17 protein-coding genes are annotated in these 18,738 nt (G+C 50.0%); 5 read left to right on the plus strand and 12 right to left on the minus strand.

Translation table 11 applies throughout. The features are described from left to right. Positions 1–43: 43 nt before the first annotated feature. The 7 genes from NFR28_RS01045 to rlmD all read right to left on the minus strand — a co-directional run bounded on the left by NFR28_RS01045 (position 44) and on the right by rlmD (position 8,569). On the minus strand, positions 44–859 hold the full coding sequence (locus tag NFR28_RS01045) for a biotin--[acetyl-CoA-carboxylase] ligase (protein ID WP_251177984.1): 816 nt from the start codon (positions 857–859) through the stop codon (positions 44–46). Positions 860–890: 31 nt separating this feature from the next. Then, positions 891–2,219: a dihydropteroate synthase gene (gene folP / locus NFR28_RS01050; RefSeq protein WP_251177985.1), complete on the minus strand. Its 1,329-nt coding sequence runs from the start codon at positions 2,217–2,219 to the stop codon at positions 891–893. Then, positions 2,216–4,552, minus strand: coding sequence for an ATP-dependent zinc metalloprotease FtsH (gene ftsH, locus NFR28_RS01055; protein WP_251177986.1), 2,337 nt, complete (start codon positions 4,550–4,552; stop codon positions 2,216–2,218). Before ftsH ends, folP begins: the two co-directional genes overlap by 4 nt. A 12-nt stretch (positions 4,553–4,564) precedes the next feature. After that, complete coding sequence (hpt, locus tag NFR28_RS01060) at positions 4,565–5,110, minus strand: hypoxanthine phosphoribosyltransferase (protein ID WP_251177987.1); 546 nt, start codon at positions 5,108–5,110, stop codon at positions 4,565–4,567. Positions 5,111–5,209: 99 nt separating this feature from the next. Further along, positions 5,210–5,914 (minus strand): Maf family protein, encoded by a 705-nt coding sequence (locus NFR28_RS01065; RefSeq protein WP_251177988.1) that lies wholly within the window; start codon positions 5,912–5,914, stop codon positions 5,210–5,212. 133 nt (positions 5,915–6,047) lie between these two features. Further along, entirely contained in the window at positions 6,048–7,166 is a 1,119-nt protein-coding gene (gene tilS, locus NFR28_RS01070) for a tRNA lysidine(34) synthetase TilS (RefSeq protein WP_251177989.1), read from the minus strand. Beyond that, entirely contained in the window at positions 7,163–8,569 is a 1,407-nt protein-coding gene (gene rlmD / locus NFR28_RS01075; protein WP_251177990.1) for a 23S rRNA (uracil(1939)-C(5))-methyltransferase RlmD, read from the minus strand. Before rlmD ends, tilS begins: the two co-directional genes overlap by 4 nt. A gap of 92 nt (positions 8,570–8,661) precedes the next feature. Between rlmD and NFR28_RS01080 the strand changes: the two genes are divergently transcribed. Together NFR28_RS01080 and NFR28_RS01085 are read left to right on the plus strand one after the other, a co-directional pair. Next, the gene (locus tag NFR28_RS01080; protein ID WP_251177991.1) at positions 8,662–9,438 is read left to right on the plus strand and encodes a dimethylarginine dimethylaminohydrolase family protein; all 777 of its coding nucleotides are present in this window, start codon (positions 8,662–8,664) and stop codon (positions 9,436–9,438) included. A gap of 409 nt (positions 9,439–9,847) precedes the next feature. After that, a complete protein-coding gene (locus tag NFR28_RS01085; protein WP_251177992.1) occupies positions 9,848–10,225 on the plus strand; it encodes a phage holin family protein in 378 nt (125 codons plus the stop codon). A gap of 215 nt (positions 10,226–10,440) precedes the next feature. Here NFR28_RS01085 and NFR28_RS01090 read toward each other — a convergent pair whose 3' ends face one another. Further along, the gene (locus tag NFR28_RS01090) at positions 10,441–11,625 is read right to left on the minus strand and encodes an iron-containing alcohol dehydrogenase (protein ID WP_251177993.1); all 1,185 of its coding nucleotides are present in this window, start codon (positions 11,623–11,625) and stop codon (positions 10,441–10,443) included. Between the two features lie 99 nt (positions 11,626–11,724). On the opposite strand from NFR28_RS01090, the gene NFR28_RS01095 reads away from it, so the two are divergent. Then, entirely contained in the window at positions 11,725–12,270 is a 546-nt protein-coding gene (locus tag NFR28_RS01095) for a phosphatase PAP2 family protein (protein ID WP_251177994.1), read from the plus strand. Here the strand turns inward: NFR28_RS01095 and NFR28_RS01100 are convergent. Both NFR28_RS01100 and NFR28_RS01105 read right to left on the minus strand, forming a co-directional pair. Beyond that, entirely contained in the window at positions 12,267–13,061 is a 795-nt protein-coding gene (locus NFR28_RS01100) for a ZIP family metal transporter (RefSeq protein WP_251177995.1), read from the minus strand. The two genes, NFR28_RS01095 and NFR28_RS01100, sit on opposite strands and share 4 nt — an antisense overlap. An 809-nt stretch (positions 13,062–13,870) precedes the next feature. After that, positions 13,871–14,386, minus strand: coding sequence for a ferritin (locus NFR28_RS01105; RefSeq protein WP_251177996.1), 516 nt, complete (start codon positions 14,384–14,386; stop codon positions 13,871–13,873). A gap of 178 nt (positions 14,387–14,564) precedes the next feature. On the opposite strand from NFR28_RS01105, the gene NFR28_RS01110 reads away from it, so the two are divergent. Further along, on the plus strand, positions 14,565–15,641 hold the full coding sequence (locus NFR28_RS01110) for a threonine aldolase family protein (protein ID WP_251177997.1): 1,077 nt from the start codon (positions 14,565–14,567) through the stop codon (positions 15,639–15,641). Between the two features lie 33 nt (positions 15,642–15,674). On the opposite strand, the gene NFR28_RS08860 is transcribed toward NFR28_RS01110, so the two are convergent. Next, complete coding sequence (locus NFR28_RS08860; protein WP_275556951.1) at positions 15,675–15,806, minus strand: hypothetical protein; 132 nt, start codon at positions 15,804–15,806, stop codon at positions 15,675–15,677. Between the two features lie 135 nt (positions 15,807–15,941). Here NFR28_RS08860 and NFR28_RS01115 point away from each other — a divergent pair, with 135 nt between their 5' ends. Further along, positions 15,942–16,955 (plus strand): DUF559 domain-containing protein, encoded by a 1,014-nt coding sequence (locus NFR28_RS01115; RefSeq protein ID WP_251177998.1) that lies wholly within the window; start codon positions 15,942–15,944, stop codon positions 16,953–16,955. 594 nt (positions 16,956–17,549) lie between these two features. Here NFR28_RS01115 and NFR28_RS01120 read toward each other — a convergent pair. Then, positions 17,550–18,731: a pyridoxal phosphate-dependent aminotransferase gene (locus tag NFR28_RS01120; protein ID WP_251177999.1), complete on the minus strand. Its 1,182-nt coding sequence runs from the start codon at positions 18,729–18,731 to the stop codon at positions 17,550–17,552. Between the last annotated feature and the right edge of the window lie 7 nt (positions 18,732–18,738).

Consider the following 18,738-nt stretch of genomic DNA (forward strand, 5'->3'; position numbering starts at 1 on the left):
GAAATTTTTCAAAGCGTTTGAGCTTTGGCGCAGACGGCAAAACTTATGAACACGGTATGAGATGAGCTTCGCCCGAAGCAAGCGCAACCGACGCTCCATCAGGTGTAGTAAGCAGCAATTGACCAGCGCAATCTATGCCACAAACACAACCTTCGCCCAGTAAATTACCCAGACGATCTTCTATTGCAACTGGTAGGTCTTGCAAAGCTGAGTAGCGATTAAAAAGCTCCACGAATGGCTGAAAGCCTTCTGAGAGCCACTGCCTATAAAGCGTTTGAAATGCCGAGAGTTCTGCTTCAAAAACTGCATCAAGTGCAGCTTGAGTACCCAATGGCTTAAGCGCTGAAGCCATATCAGCCACATACGCAGGACGATTCTTACCGGGAATGTCAAACGCCACTTCATTGGGTGCCACGACATTAATTCCCACGCCTACGCAGATTCCCCCCGCATGCGCTTCAAGGGAAATGCCGCACAACTTAGAGAATCCTGTTTCCTTTGCTCTTGCTGATCCCTCTTCTTCGCAGCTCGTTTCACGCGAGAGCACCACATCGTTTGGCCACTTAACTTGAATTGCAGATACATAGGGCGCATCAACAAGCGCTGCAAGAGCTCGCCTAACCGCAAGTGCCACCACCAAGCTCAGTGTTGGTAGTTGCGCCTGATCAACCTCAGGCCTCAAAAGAAAAGAAGCGTACAATCCGCCCTCGGGGCTTGCCCACGCTCTTCCTTGACGACCATATCCGCCCGTCTGCTTTTGCGCACGAACAACAAGCCCTTCAGGCTCTCCTGCCTCAAGCGCTCGTTTAACGAGATCATTTGTAGAGGTAACCTCATCAAAGGTGCGAACCGTAAACATAGCAAATCACAATCAAACGAGGCTTTAGCGCTTATACCTGATCTATCTTGCGTGACCAGCCAACCCGAGCAGATCTCTCAACTGCATCATCTGCTACAGATTTTCCATTGGCTAAGACATGCGTGGGACGGATTTCTTCTAACGGTGCCACTACAAAATCTCGCTCAAGCAAAAGCGGATGGGGCAACGTCAGTTCTTCGTCATCACAAACATAGAGCTGATAATCCAAAATATCCAGATCGCATGTACGCGGTCCGTTTTCTATTTCGCGAACACGACCAAGACTATTTTCAATTGCTTGGAGGTATTTCAGCAGTTCACGCGGCGGAAGGCCTGTTCGCACAATCAAAACCGCATTTACGAACGTGTCCTGCTCAAGGTAATATGCCGGTTCGCTTTCGTAATATGATGAAATATCAATAATATCGGTATCAGGAATGGTGCAAATCCCTGAAATTGCTTGATTGATCATGGCAATCTTACCCTCAAGCTCTTCGCCTGGCTCTGCAACGAGTGCCACATTGCATCCCAGACTTATAAGCGCATAGGGTCGTAAATCTTTGAGCACTTCTGCTGTTTTTGCAACATTGTGCGTACGAATGATGGTAGCCCCTGCTTCGCAAGCAAGAAGCGCTATCTGAGCAGACACCTCATCACGATCAATCGGATTGGGGATGTCATAGTACGCCCCTATGAAACTCTTGCGCGAAACAGCCACCATAACAGGATAACCAAGGCGAGCAAACTCAAAGTAATTGTAGGTAAGCATACGTGTTTGTTCTGCTGTTTTACCAAAGCCAGGACCAGGATCTATGCAAATTCGCTCACACGCAATGCCCGCTTCTTCAAGTCGCTTTGCACCCTCTTGCAAATACTGACTCACCTCGGCAACAACGTCTTGGTAGGTCGGATCATCTTGCATAGTCTGCGGCGTGCCCTGCATATGCATCAGCACGACGCCGCAATCATGAGCGGCAACTGCTTCTATCATAGCAGGATCACGAAATCCTGAAACATCATTAATGATAGAAGCACCAACCTCTAAACACGCCTTGGCAACTTGCGCATGTCGGGTATCCACGCTAACGCAGACGTTTTCTGCCACTAGCGCAATTACTACCGGCAACACACGCTGAAGCTCTTCTTCGGGCGTCACAGGGTCTGCGTTTGGACGCGTTGACTCTCCACCCACATCAATTATGAGCGCTCCCTCATCAAGCATACGATGTGCCTGCTCAAGCGCCGCATCAAGTTCAACATACTTACCGCCGTCAGAAAACGAATCGGGCGTGACGTTAAGGATGCCCATTATTATGGGCATCCGAGCGTCAAAACTAAAACTACCGCAGTGCCAAATCACTCGTTGGTACCTTTCGGGTCATCAGACTCTTTGTCAGCAGACGCTGAATCAGTTGGTTGGTCAGCCGTCGACGTTGCGTAAGGATCTTCTCCTGCAGGGGCAGGCGCCTCGGGCGTTGAATCCATAACATCTTCGCGAACAATCTCTGCATCAACCTGTGCCTGCGTTGGCATATCGCTCAGATCAGCATCCTGTGCTGCCGGCCTATACGGACCATTAGCATTCTGGTCACCAGGCTCTACAGCAGCATCACGCCAGTTCGGATTTGCCAACTGCTCATCACGTGCACGAGCTGCTGCTTCTTCAGCCTCTTTGCGTGCGTTAATCTCATCTTCGTGAGAGAGATATTCATCCCACTCGTTATTGAGAAGTGCCTCACAGGCTTCGCCCTCAACCGTCTCACGTTCCAAAAGCACACTTGCCATGAGATCCATTTGCTCTTTATGGCTTGTCAAGATGTCATATGCACGGTCATGCGCTTCTTTCATGATGCGCGCAACCTCTTCGTCAATACGACGAGCCGTCTCTTCTGAGTAATCTTGAGTATTGCCATAGTCTCTACCCAAAAAGACTTCATGGTTAGGCTGGCCAAAGACCTGCGTGCCAAGCGGAGACATACCGTACTGCGTCACAATGGCGCGTGCCATCTTTGAAGCGCGCTCCAAGTCATTGCTTGCACCAGTGGTGATATCGTCGCAGAAAATCTCCTCAGCAACGCGACCGCCCATAAATACTGCCAATTCATCGCGCATTTCACCAAGGCTATTGAGTACCTTGTCTTCTTTCGGAATAGACAGCGTGTAGCCCAACGCACGACCACGCGAAATGATTGAAATCTTATGTACCGGATCAGCGTGATCTAGCAAGTGGCCAACTAAGGCATGACCACTTTCGTGGTAAGCGATAGTGTGCTTAGTCTTCTCGTCCATGACTCTGCCCTTGCGCTCAGGACCAGCAATGACGCGCTCCATAGATTCGCTTACTTCTTGCTGCGTGATAATCTTTTTGCCACGGCGTGCTGTCAAAAGAGCACTCTCATTCATGAGGTTTGCCAGATCGGCGCCAGTAAAGCCAGGCGTAAGTTTGGCCACCTTAGACAGATCAACATCGCTTCCAAGCGGCTTGTCTTTTGAATGAACCTGCAAGATCTTTTCGCGACCCTTTACGTCAGGGGCATCAACGACAATCTGACGATCAAAACGACCCGGACGAAGCAAAGCAGGATCCAAGACATCAGCGCGGTTGGTTGCCGCAATCAGAACAACCGAGTCATTAGCCTCAAAGCCATCCATCTCTACGAGAAGCTGATTGAGCGTCTGTTCGCGTTCATCATGGCCGCCACCAAGACCGGTACCACGCTGACGACCCACCGCGTCAATCTCGTCAATAAAGATAATGGCAGGTGCAGCCTCTTTTGCTTCCTTGAACAAGTCGCGAACGCGCGAAGCACCCACGCCAACAAACATCTCAACAAAGTCAGAACCAGAGATGCTGAAAAAGGGCACTCCTGCTTCACCAGCAACAGCTCGTGCAAGAAGCGTCTTGCCGGTACCCGGAGGTCCAACTAACAAGCAACCGCGAGGAATCTTTGCACCCATGGACTGGTACTTCGCAGGATTTGCTAAGAAGTCCTTAATCTCTTGCATCTCTTCAACAGCCTCGTCAACACCAGCTACATCAGAGAATTTCACATTAGGACGCTCTTCAAGAGTCTTTTTCGCTTTGTTCTTACCAAAGCTCATCTGTGAATTGTTAGCCTTCTGCATTTGAGAGAAGAAGAAGAACAAGAACAAGCCAATCAGAAGAATGGGCAACAGCGTCAAGAAGATGTCACCAAAGGGGCTTGGCAGTTGCACCTCATAAGGAATATCGGGGTGCTTGGCCATGAGCTCTCCCAATGAGCCATCCACCGTAGCAACATAATTGTGTTCGCTTCCCAGCTCAACCATGTCAACATCGGTTGTGCCCATGCCACCTGCGGCTTTGCCCGTATCAGGATTAGTGACAGTTGCCATGCGTGCATCCAGCGCGCGGAAAGCTGAATTGAAGGCATCAGCCGCAGCAGAACCTGCGGTGATAGCGGGATAATACGTTCCCGACACCGTGCCATCGCCTGCGCTATATACCACGTTGTTTACACGATCCTGTTCAACAGCCTGCTCAAACTCCGACATAATCAAACGGTCGGTAATCTTCGGACCCTCAGCATCCGACAAGCTCATAAACTGCTGACCAACAAAAAAAGCTACCAACAAAAATAAGAGCACTGAAATAATGGTTGTTCTTGCATTTGGTTGTGGTGCTTGCGGTTTATTCGGAATATTTTGTGCCATATACTAAATCTCTTATTCGTAAATCTCGGGTTTCAAAATGCCAATGTAGGGCAAGTTGCGATAGCGTTCTGCATAATCTAGTCCATAGCCTACTATGAATTGATCAGGACACTCGAAACCGGTATACAAACAGTTTATTTCTGCCTGCGCTTTGGTCATCTTTCGCAATAAAGTGACCACTTCAAGCGATGCCGGATTACGCGTTGCAAGGTTTTCCAACAAAAACTGCAACGTCAGTCCTGAATCCAAAATGTCTTCGGCAATGATGACGTGTTTTCCAGAAATATCGGAAGACAAGTCCTTAATGATTCGCACAACACCTGAGCTTTTAACTCCGTTACCATACGAAGACACCGCCATATAGTCCATCTCAAGCGGCAAATCAATTGCACGCACGAGATCAGCCATAAAAATGGCAGCTCCACGAAGCACCGAAATAACCACGATGCCTTCATCGGCGCGATCTGCGTAGTCTTTCGTAAGGGCGGCGCCCATTTCCTGTACGCGTGAAAGGATATCTTCTTCGCTAAAGATGATTTCCGAAATATCACTATGCACGATATCAACCTCTTTGCTCTACGCGAAAGTTAATTCGTACTAGTGTACCATTGCCCCTTTTGAGATGAGAGCCAATCGCGCGAAGCTTGCAACTTGCCATCATTTTTCCATGGGATGGGGCACAAAAATGTCAGGAAGTTCACGCATAAGACGTCCAACTGGCAGTCCAATGACGTTATCCATGTCACCATCAATTCGCTCAATAAGCGAAGCGCCTTCGCCTTGAGCAGCATATGCACCCGCTTTATCAAACGACTCCCCTTTGCGCAGATAGTCGGCAATTTCGTCATCGGTAAGCTCTTTAAATGTAACACTTGTCCTATCAACAAAGGTACGAAATCCCAATGAAATATTCTCTGCTTCTGGTGCGGCCAAAAGCCACACCGATACACCGGTGAGCACCTCATGTGTCCTGCCAGCAAGCTTGCGCAACATGCGTTTGGCATCCGACAAACTTGCCGGCTTGCCAAAGATTTCTCCATCCAGTACCACCACAGTATCTGCACCCAAAACAGCAGCCATTCCCGTGTAGTTCTCAGCAAGAACCTCTTGCACAACCGCGCCTGCCTTGCGCTCGGCCAGCTTCTTTACGGCTTCTTCGGGGTTGGCAAGTAGATCTGGCTCAAGCGTCTCATCAACTGGCGTCTGCGGCGTGCGCACGACAAAAGAGATATGCGCTTGAGTGAGCAAATCGCGGCGACGCGGTGACGCGCTTGCCAGAAATATATCAACTTGATCAGGCATTTCTGGTTGTTCTTGTGCGCTCTTTTGCTCTTGATCTAAGGGGGTGTTTTGTTCGGTCATTGATTTGCTCCTTATAATACTTCATGGTATTTGGTCACGTTGTTCGTTTGGCTGACAACCCTAGCAGATGCTTAAAGCCGTACAGAGCTGCGGACATCCCTCGTTTCACTTACAGGTGAAACCAAGGTGCAACTTATACGCGCTTACGACGGGCCCTAAATGCAGCCATCGGCTCAATTCGCACACCTTGCTTATTTGCACTTACCGCGATATTTCCTTGAATGTTTGTCACGTATCCGCTGTTAATCTGCGCGTCCACCCAGGCATCCAGCACTCCGTCAACAGATACGCTCTCTACGCGTGCATCAGCACCGAGCATCATTTGTAGCACGCGCACAATTAAACGGCGCAAAAGCGGAAGCGGCTGAGCTCCTAAGTCAGGCGCCAAGATGCAACCCGCTGTCGGATCTTGGTCGTCAAGCCAGTCAACGTAGCGTTCAAACAATTCATCCACAAAGGATTCAAGCATATCATCTTCGTCAGCAATAAGATTCATGGAGCGCACCAATGTCTCAGTGAGCTGCGGATTTCTCTCTTTCGCGCGAGGAACAATTTCATGGCGAACATACGCACGGAACCGATCAGTATGTGCATTGGTGGCATCTTCACGCCAAAGCTCGCCATGTTCATCTCTCATGCAAGGCATATCAAGCGCCACGCGTGCTTGCAGATAAGTGCGCAGTTGATCTCTGCTCAGGTCCAAAAGCGGACGAACAACTGGACCGTTTTGGTACAGCATAGAGCGAAAACCACCCGGTCCGGTTCCCACAATTGAGCGCATATAGAAGTTTTCAATGCGGTCATCGGCAGTATGTGCTGTCACGATTCTTCCTGATGAGAGCGGATATGCTTCGTGCATACACATGCTTGCCAGCGCTTCATGTGCTGCAAGATAACGCTCACGTCGGGCCACTGCCTCTAAGTTTTCGCCACTTCTTTTGGCTTCACCACGCACGTCTATTTCACACATAAAGAGCGGTATATCCAGGAGCTGAGCTATCTGAGCTACAAACTGCGCGTCTTGCGCGGCGTCTTCGCCACGAAGCTGATGATTCACATGCAAAAGAGCCAGCGGCCCAATTTTTCCTTGTTCGCGCAGGTCAGCCATTATATAGGCAAGAGCCGCCGAATCAGATCCGCCCGAAACCATCAGCAAACATGGTGTCTCTGAAGACAGAAGTTCGCGATCGTGCATCGTTGATAACGCCTGTTCGGATATGTGTTTGAGAATTGTGCTTGGAGTATCGCTCATGCGTTCTCGCTTTCTGATGGCCTGACAGCTTGCGCCTCGCACGCAGCGAAAGCCAGAGGCAAGTTGGCTGACTGAGATGCATTATGGGTAAGCACCGCAATGGTCTCAACGTGATCGGTGTGAGGAAACATATCAACAGGAACCACGCGCTCAAGGCGATATCCGTGCTTCACCAAATAGGAAACGTCACGCTTTTGCGTGGTGGGATTGCACGAAATATATACCACACGCAGAGGAGCTAGACGCACAACTGAACTTAAGAACTCCTCCGTGGAACCTGCACGCGGCGGATCCATTAACACCACGTCAATCCGCTCGTCACGCTCGGCAAGATCAAGCAAAAACTCAGTAGCATCACAAACGACAAATTGCGCGTTCTCAATGCCGTTATGACGTGCGTTTTCTTTTGCATCGCGAATGGCAGAGCGCACCGAATCTACACCAATCACACGCGCCGCGCCCCGCTGAGCCGCTACCAGCCCAATCGTACCTGTACCGCAATACGCATCCAAGACGGTCTGCGTGCCATCAAGTGCGGCCAAATCAAGTGCTCGCTCATAGAGAGCTTCAGTCTGCACTGCGTTGACTTGGTAAAATGATTGCGAAGAAATTCTAAAGCTCAAATTGCAGAGTTTATCAAGAATAAAACCTGGACCATAGAGCACGCGCTCCTTTTCGCCAAGAATAACATTCGTTTGTCGCTCGTTAATGTTTTGCACAATCGTTGTGATAAATGGACAACGTTTTACCAGCTCACGGCAGAATGCCTTTGATCCTATGAGCGTCTGCGCATTTGTCACAAGCGTCACAAGCACCTCACCTGAAGTATGACCAACGCGCACAATCACATGGCGAATCAATCCTGTGCCAGTGTTTTCGTTATAAGGCTCATACCCAAATGACACCATAAGCTCTTTGATGGTTTGGATGATAAGTTTCGCTTGCGCATTCTCTATCAGACACGCATCAGTTGGAATAATCTCATGCGTTCCTTGCGCGTACATACCGCACAAAATTTCATGCGTTGGCGCATTTCGTTTGCTTTTGCGTGTTTTTGCTGGAAGGCTGCCGCGTGACGATTTTTGGTTTTCACCCCGATTTGAACGCAAGCGCTTGCCGGGGGCAAACGGCGACGTTACCTTGTTGCGGTAATGATACGGCTCAGTCATGCCCATAACCGCTTCAACGCACTCAGGTGCCACAATATCAGCGAATAGTTCCTGGACACTTGCACGTTTTTTCGCCAGTTGTTCCTCGTAGGGAACATCAATATGCTGACAGCCGCCACAAAGATGTGCCACCGGACAGCGCGACTTTGCGTCAACCTGGGCATTCCGCAGGGGTCTTTTTCGCTGCGGTGACGTCTGTGGTTTTCGCGATTTTGATTGCTTGTGATTTGCCATAAAAACTCGTTCATTCAATCCATTTCAAGAGTACACTATAGTATACGCGACACGGCAATGAGGTAGACCGTGTAAAACCGATAGGAGATTCCATGACTAAGTTTTCAAACGTCATTGTTCGTCGACCGGGCAAATCGCTCTGTGACGGCATCACAAGCGCTCCTGAACTGGGACAACCCATTTATGAACGCGCCATCGAAGAACATGATGACTACATTGAGGCGCTCAAAAAATGTGGCGTTGAAGTAACGGTTTTGCCTGCCCTGGAAGAGTATCCCGACTCTTGCTTCGTGGAGGATCCAGCGGTTATTACGCGCATGGGCGCTATTATTACCAATCCCGGTGCTTCAACACGTAACGGCGAGAAGGACGAGATTGAGCCAACAATTCGCCAGTTCTTTGACGACGAACACGTCAAGCACATTGAAGCTCCGGGTACCTTAGATGGCGGCGACGTCATGATGGTTGGCGATCATTTCTATGTTGGCCGCTCTGCTCGCACCAACGAAGAAGGCATTCGCCAATTCTGTGAGATCTTGGAAGGCTGGGGTCTTGAAGGTTCTGAGGTTCCGCTTGAAGAGGTACTGCATTTAAAGACCGGCGTTAATTACATTGAAGACAACAACATGCTGGTATCTGGCGAATTCATTGAGAAGCCCGACTTTGCCCAGTACAACAAAGTTATCGTGCCCGAAGACGAAGCATATGGCGCAAACTGCATCTGGGTTAATGGAACCGTCATTGTACCCGAAGGATATCCCACCGTACTGAAGGCAATCCAGGATTTGGGCTATGAGACGCTTGTAGTTGATACGTCTGAGTATCGCAAAGTTGACGGCGGTTTGAGCTGTTTGAGCTTGCGTTTCTAAACTGCAAACGCGCTTGAACGTGTGGGTTCGCCGTAAGAGCAACCCTACTACCGCACGATCGCATCTTGCTGGTGCGTACACGTACAGCATGAAGGCCAGGCTGCAAAAGCGACCTGGCCTTATTTGTTTCTTGCATCGGCTGCCATTGGCGCCTTCTTTGCCATGATCCACATCATCCCAGTTCAAAGGTTTAAATGACTCGCAATAAGACGTGTACGCTTTTTGTTATCCAACTCGTAACAGAATAATTGCAGACAGCAAACTATCGCTTTTTACTCGATTGGACACACGCGTACTTGCGTATAGTATTCATAGCGAAATGGTTAGCAAAACGGTTGTACACGTTGAGCGAAACGAGTACTGGGGTAGCCAAGTTAGCCGATTATCCGCAAACAGAAAGGAGTCACTCATGCGCTTCATAATTCGTTGGTTGGTTACAGCTATCGCAGTAGGTGCTGCTGTATGGCTTGTTCCAGGCATCGAGGTTATTGGTGGATCACAAGCATGGGTCGGCATTGTGGTGTTCGGGTTATTCCTATCACTCATCAACATTAGCATTAAACCGATTATGCAACTGTTGAGCTTGCCAATTTCTGTACTTACGCTGGGAATTTTCTATCTGGTAGTCAACACGCTTTTACTCTATGTAGCCGCTTGGCTTGCAAATGGAATCTTCCAAGTGGGCTTCATTATCGATTCGTTTGGAAGCGCGTTTGTAGCCTCCATCGTAATCAGTATCGTTTCTTCGATCATGAATGCAATTCTCGGTACGAGCGCAGAAGCGTAAACCGCACCTTTACATAGAGCATAACTGTCAGGACCCCCTTAGGTGTAACTCCCCTCTCCTTCTTCTCCCTTTCCCCTTCTCCTCTCTCTTCTTGACGGTTTTGCTCTTCTTAATAAAATGAGACGCGCCAGCCCCACCGGTGCGTCTCATTTTTTATATGCAGCACGGTGTTTGGCGCAATGCCTTTACCGCGCAGTCTTTACCATACGTTTTCTTTAGAGTGCCAAGCGATAAATATTGGCTGCATCTTCCATGGTCAGCTTCTTGAAGCTGCCAAAAGGCTCCCCCTTGTTAATCTTGAGCGTCGGAAGCATAAACTCAATAGCATCCTCAATAGTATCCTCGGTAATTCCCAGCTCGCCAAGGGTGGTAGGCATACCAAGCGAAGCAAAGAAATTGCGCGTCTCATCAATAGCCGAAAGCGCATCTGCATCTACATCGCCGGTCGGACGCAAGCCAAAGACCTCGCGTCCATAGAAAGCGAAGCGTTCAGGGTTTTCGCTATACACATATTCCATCCAGGCAGGGAACATTACCGCAAGGCCAGCTCCGTGGGTAATCTCAGTATCATAAGCAGACAGCTCATGCTCCATGCCATGAGTAGCCCAATCTTCGTGGCGACCAACGCCCGCATAGCCCTGATGACACAGCATACCGGCCCACATGATATTGGCGCGGGCATCATAGTTATCAGGCTCAGCCAGCACACGAGGCGCTTCAGCACGCACGGTATTCATGATCGAAAGGCACAAATTGTCTGTCACCGGGACAGAGCCAACATCGTCAAAGAAGCGCTCCAGCAAGTGGCAGAACATATCAGTGATACCAGCTGCAGTCTGAAACGGCGGCAAGGTGTACGTCAGTTCCGGATTCATGAAGGCGATCTTAGGGCGCTGACCGTTGTTTGCGTAACCAGTCTTCATGCCTAGTTCGTCATTAGAGATTACCGCATTTTTTGACGCCTCTGATCCAGCCGCAGGAATGGTCAACACCACAGCAATCGGCAAAATGTCAGTGCGCGGCTCTTTGCTCTCGTAAATTTCCCAAACATCACCCTCATAGCAAGCGCCCACCGCAATTGCCTTAGACGAGTCAATTACCGAACCGCCGCCAATGGCACACACCCAATCAACGCCCTGCTCCTTGCATAAAGCAACACCTTCACGCACGAGACCAATCTCAGGGTTTGGACGTACGCCGCCCAGCTCAACCCATGCAATTCCCGCAGCTTGAAGTGACGCCTTAACACGATCAAGTACGCCGCTGTCCTTCGCACTTTTACCGCCATAATGCAGCAAGACCTTCTGAGCGCCGCGTTCAGCAAGCTTTTCGCCCGCTTTGCATTCGGCCTCTTTTCCGAACACAAAATATGTCGGGGATACAAATTCAAAGTTCTCCATGATCTCTCCAGTTCATTCACACCTGCACAACGTATACAAGACGCACAAGTTGCTAGGTAGTATAGCGCACGCGTGAGCCATATTTGCTATGCTTGTTACATGGATCAACAGCCGCAAACATATCAGCAGACCTATCAGGCACACTATGCGCAGCATTTTGCCATCTGGAGCGCCTATCTTGGCAAACACCCTCGCATGCTTGCTTTTTTGCGCGGCGCCAACAAAGCGCTCACCTGGGTGTTTTATCCTGCTTATGGATTGCTGCTTATAGCTATTGCCTGCACTTCTTCACACGCGCTTTTAAGCCTCATCTTTGTTCCGGCTGCTGGTTTTGCATTCGTAAGCTGGCATCGAAGAAAACACAACGCACCACGACCCGCAGCTGCGTGCAATCTCGTTCCGCTGATCAAGCGTGAAGGTGAAGGAGAGTCATTTCCCAGCAGACATCTTTTTTCCGCTGCAACAATAGCTACACTTTGGTTGTGCCGACTCCCCCTTGTAGCCGTGCTCCTTTGGGTGTGCGCAATAGGGCTTGGAGCGTGTCGTGTGTTTGGAGGCGTTCACTTTGTTCGCGATGTAGTTGCAGGTGCACTTCTTGGGCTCATATGTGGCTTAATCAGCTGTGCACTTGTGATGCTGTTCTAACCCAGCGCAACATCAAGAATCATCATCACCAAAAAGCCCGCCATAACCCCAAGTGTTCCAGCGTTTGAATGTTCGCCAAGGTGAGCCTCAGGGATGAGTTCCTCTACAACAACATACATCATCGCTCCTGCAGAAAACGCCAGCATCCAGGGCATATATGGCGTAATTACGCTAGCAAAAAGCACCACTAAGATACCAAATACGGGTTCTGCCAAACCTGACAACGCGCCCATTCCAAATGCTTTGATCGGCTTCATTCCCTCCTGCATCATCGGCAATGATACAGCAGCCCCCTCAGGAATGTTTTGAATGCCAATACCAAGCGCAAGCGCAGTAGCCATGCCAAACATCACCGGATCACCTTCGCCCTGAAATGCAATGGCGAACAACAAGCCAACGCTCATACCTTCAGGGATGTTATGAAGTGTTACAGCTGTAAAGAGCAGCGTAGGGCGATTCCACTTGCTTGGAAGTCCTTCAGGCGCATCTTCTTCGGGATGCATATGAGGTATCACCTGATGCAATACAAGCAAAAACACCACGCCAAGAATGAATCCACCCGCTGCTGGAATCCAGCCAATCTGACCCGATTCTTCAGCACGTTCAATAGCGGGAATCAACAGTGACCAAACCGATGCGGCAATCATGACACCGGCGGCAAATCCCATAAAAATGCGCTGCAATACGCGTGAATTGCGTTTTTGAAAGAGGAAAACTGATGCCGACCCAAGGGTGGTCATCAAGAAGGTAAATCCACACCCAATGCCTGCCCACATTAGCGCTGTTTGCATGGCTGTCCCTTTCATTCTTGCTTAGATTACTTCGTTTATTGTCTTGCTTTGCTTGTTGGCATCCAACTTGACAAGCCTGTCACTTGCGCTGCTAAGAGTTTCAACAACGAACCTTTACTTACTCATACGCACTGTACCTGAACAATTCTCGCAGATATGACACACAGGGCACATGATCAAGATACATTTGTTCACGACCTGGCAATTCCACCAACGAGATACACCAACATGAGGGGCACAGCAACATGTTCGATAGCACAGCAACATGTTCGATAGCACAGAACAAAAAACGGAGCCAAGAAACTTGGCTCCGCGAAAGGAATACCGACAGTACCCTTTGGCTCATTTATCTTTACAGCCTATGCATTGAATGCTCGCAAAAGTCGTAGGAGACTGTTTTACTTGGCGAAGATAGTCAGACTCTCTTGCGTTTTATTCAACTGTCGGACATCGCGAATTGTAACGAGTTTTATCAACTTTGACCACCCCTTTGAACGCTTTTGTGCAGGTGATCAACGAACTATTACCATTACGTAATCACTAAGATAAGTAACTGACACATAATTTAACAATTCGTTACTATGCGAAAATCCTGCAATTATATGCACTTTTGCAAAAGTGGCATCGCTTTGGCTACTCCCGGAGGCGTTGCCTTAATGTAGCTTTCGCCAGAATAATGGTGAAAATATGAAAAAGCGCCGTTCAGATAAACGGCGCTCAAATACGTCTCAGCGGAACAGCCTCTGTTGTACGCTTCAGGAGCAATAACTGCAACCAGCTTAGATAAATGATGCGTACTTCAAGATGCCTTACTTGCCAGCAAGCGGGCTTGGCGTGCTGTAAACACGCGCGAGATTTTCCTGGTCCAGATCGTACAAAGCCTTGGCGTCATCGCCGAAGAGCTTCATGCGCGTTACCATCGTCTCAGCGTTGTCTTCCTCTTCTTGCTGCTCAGCAATAAACCAATCCAAGAATTTCATAGTGCGATAATCTTTTGCTTCTACTGCAGCAGCATAGATAGCGTCAATTAAGCTCGTCACATATTTCTCATGCTCAAGAGCCGCCTCAAGCGGAGCCAAGAAGTTGTCGAACTCTTTGTCCGGCTGATCAATAGCTAAAAGCTTTACATTGCAGCCATTTTCATGCAGATAGTTGCGGAAAATGAGCGCATGATCCATCTCTTCTTTTGCCTGGATCTCATACCAATTAGCAAAGCCTTTCAGCCCTGCCTCTTCGTAAAAGTCTGCAAAAGACAGATAGAGATAAGAAGAATACATTTCCTTGTTGATCTGGTCATTGAGCAGATCGTATACACGTGAATCCATGAGCAACCTCCATTAGGTAATACGTATTTCACATAGTGTTATCATAACGCTCATACATAATTAACCGCGCCATCTCTTACATCTTGCGTCAAATCAGCACACGCCTGAAATGATTCTGTAAGGATCAAGCGCCTACGACGCCGCCCTTTGGCAGCTACAACACCCAAGGAGTCACCAAATGCTTCATTTCGACAGCGACTACATGGAAGGCGCCATCCCAGCAATTATTGAGCGCTTAACGCAAACTAATTTTGACCAAACTGCTGGTTACGGTACCGATGAGATTTGCAAAAGCGCTCGCGACAAAATTGCACAAGCACTCAACGCGCCGGATGCCGCTATCTCCTTTTTAGTCGGCGGAACCCAAGCTAATGCAGTGGTACTTGATCAGATCCTTGAGCCTTGGGAAGGCGTCATCAGCGCTTCCACGGGACACATTAACGGGCACGAAGCGGGCGCAGTTGAAGGACTTGGACATAAGATCTTGCCGCTGCCTTCAACAGATGGCAAGTTGGTTGCCGCGGACGTGCGCGCGTTGTGTGAAGCGTATTTCGGCGATGCAAACCGCGAACATATGGTAGCGCCTGGCGTGGTGTACCTTTCGCAACCAACCGAATACGGAACACTCTATTCGCTTGCAGAGCTTGAAGCATTAAGCGCTGTCTGCGACACGTACGACCTGGCACTTTTTGTTGATGGGGCACGCCTGGGCTATGCGCTTGGTGCACCCCAAGGCAGTGTTGCACTTCCTGATTTAGCTCGTCTGTGCGACGCCTTCTATATTGGTGGCACTAAAGTTGGTGCTCTTTTTGGCGAAGCCGTGGTTTTCCCACGTCCGCAGACATGCCGGCATCGTAAAGGCGAAGACCGTGCTATTGACCAGCACTTCTTCACCATCACGAAAAAGCGTGGAGCGCTCTTGGCCAAAGGACGTATGCTCGGAATTCAATTCGACGAGCTTTTCTCTGCAAATGAAGAAGGCGGCCAGCTTCGATATCTTGAAGCTGGCAAACATGGCGTCACGCAAGCCCAGCGGCTCGCTCAAGCGTTTCGCGAAAAAGGATATGAGCTTGCTATTGATTCGCCTACCAACCAGCTCTTCCCCATCTTGGATGATCAGACGTACGAGAGACTTGGACAACAAGTGAGCTTTAGCTTTTGGGAGCGCACTCCTGATGGTCGCACGGTTACGCGTTTTGCTTGCAGTTGGGCAACGCGACCAGAGGATGTTGATGCCCTCATCGAATTGCTATAGGTTTCGTTTTGTACTTGTGGCGCTCTGTGCTCCTTACCATGACACCCATGCTGTTAAGTCTTGCTTGACTGCATGGGTGTCTACTTTTGCGCCCTCGCTAACCGTGTCGCCGCCGCATGTTTCCACCTTCGTCGCTTTCGTCTGGCTCTCATGCAGTTCTGACATAATTCGCCATCTTTTGTCTTGCAAATGCGCATTTCTCTGTCACATTTATCTCTTTTTTTGCCTCCAATTTTCACCTAAAAATAGCTTTTGATCAGGCTTTATTTTAATCTCTGAACGTGCTAGACTGCCGGCATTATGATTACGCTATCAGACATATCGGCACTTGAATTTTACCGGCACTTGCCACAGCTGACAGTCCACGAATCAATGAGGCGAAGCTGCCAAGATCTTGCGAGTTTTTCTTTAAGCAACACACCGCAAGTAGACACCAATCCCTCGTCAAGATCAAACGGCAAGATGCAGCCTACTAAAAAAGAGCTGGTTTTATTTCTTGCGCGTTATGGACAATACTTTTCGCGACCAATTCACATAATGGTGTCAGACAACGCCCATCGCCTTCAACATCAGTCGGTGATCAATCATGTGTGCACCAAGGTTGATCTTGAGAGTGTTTCGCTTGCTGTAGAACCTCACCTCGCAGTCGTGCGCCCTGAAATCTGTTTCATACAGCTGGCGGCATCGCTTCCGGATACGCAGGCCATCACCGTCGGCGCAGAGCTCTGCGGGGCATACCGGATAAACAACTTTACTGAAAGAGGTTACATGTGCACTCAGCCGCTTACCTCGCAGCAGACGATTAGCAAAACTCTTCGACGCCAACTCCCCCTATCAGGCGTCAAGCGCGCACGTCAGCTCGTGAAATACGTGCGCAACAATTCAAGATCCCCCATGGAATCAGCCCTTGCAACCATACTAACGCTTCCACTTAAACGCGGAGGTCAGGCTTTCCCGACGATGCAACTCAACGGAGCCCTTCCCGTTCCTACTGACGCATACCCCTTGGTCAGATCACGTTGTCTCTTTGCGGATCTTTTGTGGGAAGAGCAGCAGGTCATTGTTGAATATGACGGGATCCTCGATCACACTGGCGCAGAAAAAATCTCGCAGGACGCAGGGAGGCGCATCGCGTTAGAGTCGATGGGATTTACTGTTTTGACGCTCACCAAAAAACAAGTTTATAGCTGGCCATCTTTTTTGTCCGTTGTCAGCTTACTTGACAAGCATCTTGGAATTCGTCGACGTCCATCGAAGCACGATTGGTCGCAACTGCAGCATCATGTTTGGAGCAGTCTACTCTTTCAGCGCTAAGCCACGGCACTGGAAGTAGCGACTCGCTGCAAGTGGTGAGATCGTTGGGGGGTCGCAGGCGCTGCCGGGCCGGGAGCTCGAGCTCAGGGCTGTGGCTCGGGGTTGCGGGTTGGGGTTACGGCTCGAGGCTCGGGGCTCGGGGTTGCGGGTTGGGGCTCGGGGCTGCGGCTCGAGGTTGCGGGGTTGGGGCTGCGGGTTGGGGTTGCGGGTTGGAGCTGCGGCTCGAGGCTCGGGGCGCTCCCAGAACTCGGGGCGATTTTCATACAAATCGGGAACAAACTGCCATCGCCTATGACCTGCGGAAACGTTGTAAAACCCCAGTTCAATAGGGGTATGAAAAAATGGCAGGTTGTGCCTGAAATGTATGAAACCTATACATTTCGGGCAGAACCTGCCACCCCTCGGCTTTCGCACACTCGCGTCCACGCGTGAACCTATACATTTCGGGCGCAACCTGCCACGCAGCCCGGCACATCAGCACATCCGCTCGGCCTGTCCGGCGACAACACCAACCGAGTGCCCTTCTTCGCCTACGCTATCAGCGATGGTGAGCGCGTGAGTGGGCAACAACACCAACCAAGCGCGCTCAATCCCCTACTGATCGTACTCGGCTTTAAGCGCCGCAAACGCGGGCATAGCGCGCTCAATAACCTCAGGCGCAATGCAATAGCTGATGCGTACCCAGCCACCAACACCAAAGCTGTCAGAGGGCACCAGCAAAAGCTCATGCGCCTTTGCACGTTCGCTGAAAGCCTGCGCATCTTCTTCAAGCGCACGCACCCAAAGATAAAATGCACCCTGCGGTTCAACGAACTCGTAACCAAGCTGCGCCAAACCACGCGTGAGCTTTTCGCGATTGGCGGCATAAGCAGCCACATCAGAAGGCACATCCACGCAAGCGGCAATAGTCTTTTGAAGCAACACCGGTGCGCAAACATACCCAAGCGCACGACCCGCACCAGCCACGGCACACGATACCTCGTTCGCATTATCCATCAGATCGGAGACGTAGACATAGCCGATGCGCTCGCCTGGCAACGAAAGCGCTTTTGAATACGAATAGCAGACAAGCGTGCGCGGCCAAATGGTAGGCACAAAAGCAACCTCAGCACCATACGTAATCTCGCGATATGGCTCGTCACTGATAAGATACAGCGGACGATCAAGCTCCTTCTCTTTGCGCTCAAGCAGAGCTGCAAGTTCCTCGAGGTTCTCACGCGTATACACAGAACCTACGGGGTTGTTGGGAGAGTTGATAATTATGGCACTTGTCCGCGGAGTGATTGCAGCTTCAAGTGCAGCAATATCAAGCTGAAACTCAGGCACAGTTGTTGGCACCTCGACGCACCTGCATCCAGCAGACTCAATCCAAACCTTGTATTCCGGGAAATACGGCGCATTAACTATAACCTCGTCACCTGGAGCAGTGAGCGCCGCAAGCGAGATAGCAAGAGCAGCCGCAGCTCCCGCCGTCAGATAAAGGTGCAAAGGATCCGCTGGCACACCGAAGCGCTGAGAGATGCTTTGGGCAATAACGCGCTTGACGCCCGGATCTCCTGCCGCAGGTGAATAGCCATGCAGCGCTACCGGATCGCCCTCTAACAGCGCAAGCATGGTTTCCTTCACTATCTCCGGAGCAGGCACGCTCGGATTGCCAATACTGAAGTCAAAGACGTTTTCTTCGCCAATCTCGGCTTTACGAGCCAAACCATAAGCAAACAGCTCGCGAATAGCACTTGGTTCTGCACCCAACCCAAACATCCGCTCATTGATCATCGTAAAA

It is taken from the genome of Adlercreutzia agrestimuris (assembly GCF_943193125.1).
Taxonomy (GTDB): Bacteria; Actinomycetota; Coriobacteriia; order Coriobacteriales; family Eggerthellaceae; genus Xiamenia; species Xiamenia agrestimuris.